The 3,418-nt window shown below is 56.1% G+C and carries 3 protein-coding genes; all 3 read left to right on the top strand.

Annotation, left to right across the window (positions count from 1 at the left end; all coding sequences use genetic code 11):
- Positions 1 to 216 precede the first annotated feature (216 nt).
- Genes QZ298_RS08595 through QZ298_RS08585 form a run of 3 tightly spaced genes read left to right on the top strand, consistent with a single transcriptional unit; the run spans position 217 to position 3,294 of the window.
- Positions 217 to 1,341, top strand: a complete 1,125-nt coding sequence (locus QZ298_RS08595) for a site-specific integrase (protein WP_296008116.1) — start codon at positions 217 to 219, stop codon at positions 1,339 to 1,341.
- 13 nt (positions 1,342 to 1,354) lie between these two features.
- The gene (locus QZ298_RS08590) at positions 1,355 to 2,350 is read left to right on the top strand and encodes a virulence RhuM family protein (protein ID WP_296008113.1); all 996 of its coding nucleotides are present in this window, start codon (positions 1,355 to 1,357) and stop codon (positions 2,348 to 2,350) included.
- On the top strand, positions 2,347 to 3,294 hold the full coding sequence (locus tag QZ298_RS08585; RefSeq protein WP_296008110.1) for a hypothetical protein: 948 nt from the start codon (positions 2,347 to 2,349) through the stop codon (positions 3,292 to 3,294). Before QZ298_RS08590 ends, QZ298_RS08585 begins: the two co-directional genes overlap by 4 nt.
- Positions 3,295 to 3,418 lie beyond the last annotated feature (124 nt).

Here is a 3,418-nt window from a genome sequence, read left to right as displayed (position 1 = left end):
AAACAACCGATTTTTACTTCGACTTCATTTTATCGTTCGAGGTGTAAAATTTGCCGCTTATTTACAACACACAGCAATTGAGGTGTAAAAAAGTGTAAAGAAATTTTTCTATCTTTGCACGGAACGTTTTCGATAAGCCGAGCGCAGAGCCGAACGCAATTCGTGCTATGCCGAGGGAGAAAACCTGCAAAAAATTGAACCTAAAACCTCGACCGCATGGAAATTAAGATTCGGCAGAAACCGCAGCGCTCGACGGGCAAGACCTCGTTGGTGCTGGAATACTATTACGGGTACACCCGCGACGATGAAGGGCGCATCAAGCATCGCCGTAAATTCGAGACCCTCGAATACTACCTCTACACCGACCCGAAAAACAAATTGGAGCGCGACCACAACAAGGTCAACCTCGAAATGGCCGAGAAGGTCAAGGCCAAACGGCTGCTCGCCGAGCAGAACGAGCAATACGGCTTCGCCGTAAAATATAAGATCCGCACCAACCTCGTCGAATACATCAAGGGATTGATAGAACAGCGCAAGGAGTCGCCGGGGAACTGGGGCAACTGGGACAGCGCCCTGAAACACCTCATCGCCTACGCCGGAACGAATACGACGCTCGAGATGGTCGACAAGAAGTTCGTCGAGGGGTTCAAAACCTATCTGGCGAAGCAGGCCAAGACCAAAAGCGGCACAGCTCTTTCGACGAACAGCCAAAGCAGCTATTTCCTCAAACTCAAAGCCGCGCTGAACCAAGCAGTCGAGGACGGCATCATCCCCCACTCGCCCGCCATGTCGGTCAAGCCTGCGCATGTCGAGGACGTACACCGCGAATACCTGACTTTCGACGAATTGCAGCGCCTCGCCAAAACGGCGTGTCCGTATCCCGTACTGAAAGACGCGTTCCTCTTCTCGTGCCTGACCGGCATGCGCTGGAGCGACATCAACAAACTGACGTGGGCCGAGGTGCAGGAGTTCGACGGCGGCACGCGCATCGTCTTCCGGCAGAAAAAGACCAAAGGACTGGAATACCTCGACATTACCGACCAAGCCGTGCGCTACATGGGCCAGCGCGGCAAGGCCGACGAGCGGGTCTTCGCCGGGCTGAAATACTCCGCATGGCACAACCTCGCCCTGCGCGAGTGGTGTCTGAAAGCGGGCATTACGAAACATATTACGTTCCACTGCGGACGGCACACGTTCGCTGTGCTGCAACTCTCGCTCGGCACGGAAATTTACACCGTGTCGAAGCTCCTCGGCCACCGCGAACTGAAAACGACGCAGGTCTATGCGCAGATTATGGATGCGAAGAAGCGCGAAGCGGTGAACCGGATTCCGGAATTATAACTATCTTTATGCTATGGAGAACGAAATGTTGATATATCGCTCGGCCGACGGGAGCATCAAAATAGACGTCCGCATGGGCGAAGAGACCGTCTGGCTGACCCAAGACCAGATGGCGGCGCTGTTCGGAAAAGCCAAATCCACCATCAACGAACACTTGAAAAACATCTTTTCCGAGGGTGAGCTGGTCGCCGATTCAGTTATTCGGAATTTCCGAACAACTGCCTCAGACGGCAAAAGCTACGATACGAACTACTACAACCTCGACGTGATTATTTCGGTCGGCTACCGCGTAAAATCGCACCAAGGCACCCAGTTCCGCATCTGGGCGACGCAGGTGCTGCGCGAGTACCTTATCAAAGGATTCGCGCTGAACGACGAACGGATGAAGTCGGGCAAGTCGATGAACTATTTCGACGAGTTGCAGGAGCGCATCCGCGAAATCCGCCTTTCGGAACGGGTCTTCTACCAAAAGGTCAAGGACATCTACACGACGAGCATCGACTACGACCCGAAAGCCGAAAAGACGGTCGAGTTTTTCAAAATCGTGCAGAACAAACTGCTGTGGGCCATCAGCAGCCATACGGCAGCCGAACTGGTCGCCCGCCGCGCCGATGCCCGCCTGCCGATGATGGGCATGACCTCCTGCGACAAGAGCGACCCGCGGCGCATTACCAAAGCCGATGCCGCAACTGCCAAGAACTACCTGACCGAAGACGAGATGAAAGACCTCGGACTGCTGGTCGAACAATATCTCGCATTCGCCGAAAGTCAGGCGCGGCGACAGGTGCCCATGTATATGGCCGACTGGATCAAGAAGCTGAACGATATTCTGGTCATCAACGGGCGCGAACTGCTCGAACATGCCGGGCAAATCAGCCGCAAGGTCGCCGAAAGCATCGCGGCCCAACAGCTCGATGCCTACAAGGGGCGCTTGCGCGAAGAGGAGCGCCGCGCGAGTCTTGCCGAACTCGAAGCCGACCTGCAAGCCGCTGCCAAGAATCAGCCATGACCCGCATCGAATACATACGCATGTCGCACCGGCGCACCAACCGCAAAATCCGCGAGCGGTTGCAGGCCGTTCGCACCCGATTGGATGCCAAGAGCCGATGGCTCGGCGGTGCATGGCAGGCGGTCGCATGGGTGTTGTACGGAGCGGTCAGCGTGGTAAGCTGGCTGGCATTCGCCGAAGCTATGTTCAAGGACAACCGTTTTTCGCTGCACTACATGGAGTGCGAAATCGAACATCGCAACCTGTCCGCCGCCGAAGCTCGCCGATACCTCGCCGACAAAAAGCAGGAGTACGACCGTTGGCTGGCCTACGGTTCAATCTCAGCCAAGGAGCAGCGCCGCATCGACAAGACGTTCGAGTATCTTTCCGCCCGTTATCCGGCGGATACACTTTCGAACGAACTGCTGACTCAAATCGCCGAAGTCCGATCTACCGTTACCGAAATCGCCGACTACACCCGTCATCGGCAGACGGAGGAGACGCAGCACAAGGAGCGCGAAGCGGAATTGCTGGCCCAAGCCGAGAAACGCCGAGCCGCCCAGCGCAGCCGCACCGGTTTCGACCCGACACCCGCCGATTTCTGTCCACACCTGACCGACCGGCAAATCGCAGTGCTGACCGAACACGTCAACCGAATCGGCATCTTCAAACGCGACACGACCGAAGCGGAGATTGCCCGACTGCTGGCCTGCCAGCTCGCGGAACCGTTGCAGACGACGCACAACAAGCTGCTGGCGCTGCTGCTCGAATCGTTGAGCGCATCCCGGCTGATTACCCCGAAATGGCAGCGGGTCGCCGGAAACAACGGCTGTTTTACCTCGAAGTTGGGCAAACCGCTGACGGCGAAAGACCTCTCGGCCGCCAAACAAATGGCCGAAATCATCGACTGCCGCAAGGAGCGGATGATTATCGACTGCATCGAGGCGCTGGAAGCCGCAGAGTAATCGTCGTCCCCTTATCTTTTTGGACAGGATTTCGCAACTCGGAATCCTGTTTTTTCGTCTCCATACGCCCACCGAACATTGGAAACATTGTCCAAAAATGTCGAAACATGGGCAGCCAATGCGG

This window comes from uncultured Alistipes sp. (genome assembly GCF_910580175.1).
In the GTDB taxonomy this organism is placed as follows: Bacteria; Bacteroidota; Bacteroidia; order Bacteroidales; family Rikenellaceae; genus Alistipes.
Note: the sequence above shows the minus strand (reverse complement) of the source record. Positions and strands in the feature narration are given on the sequence as shown.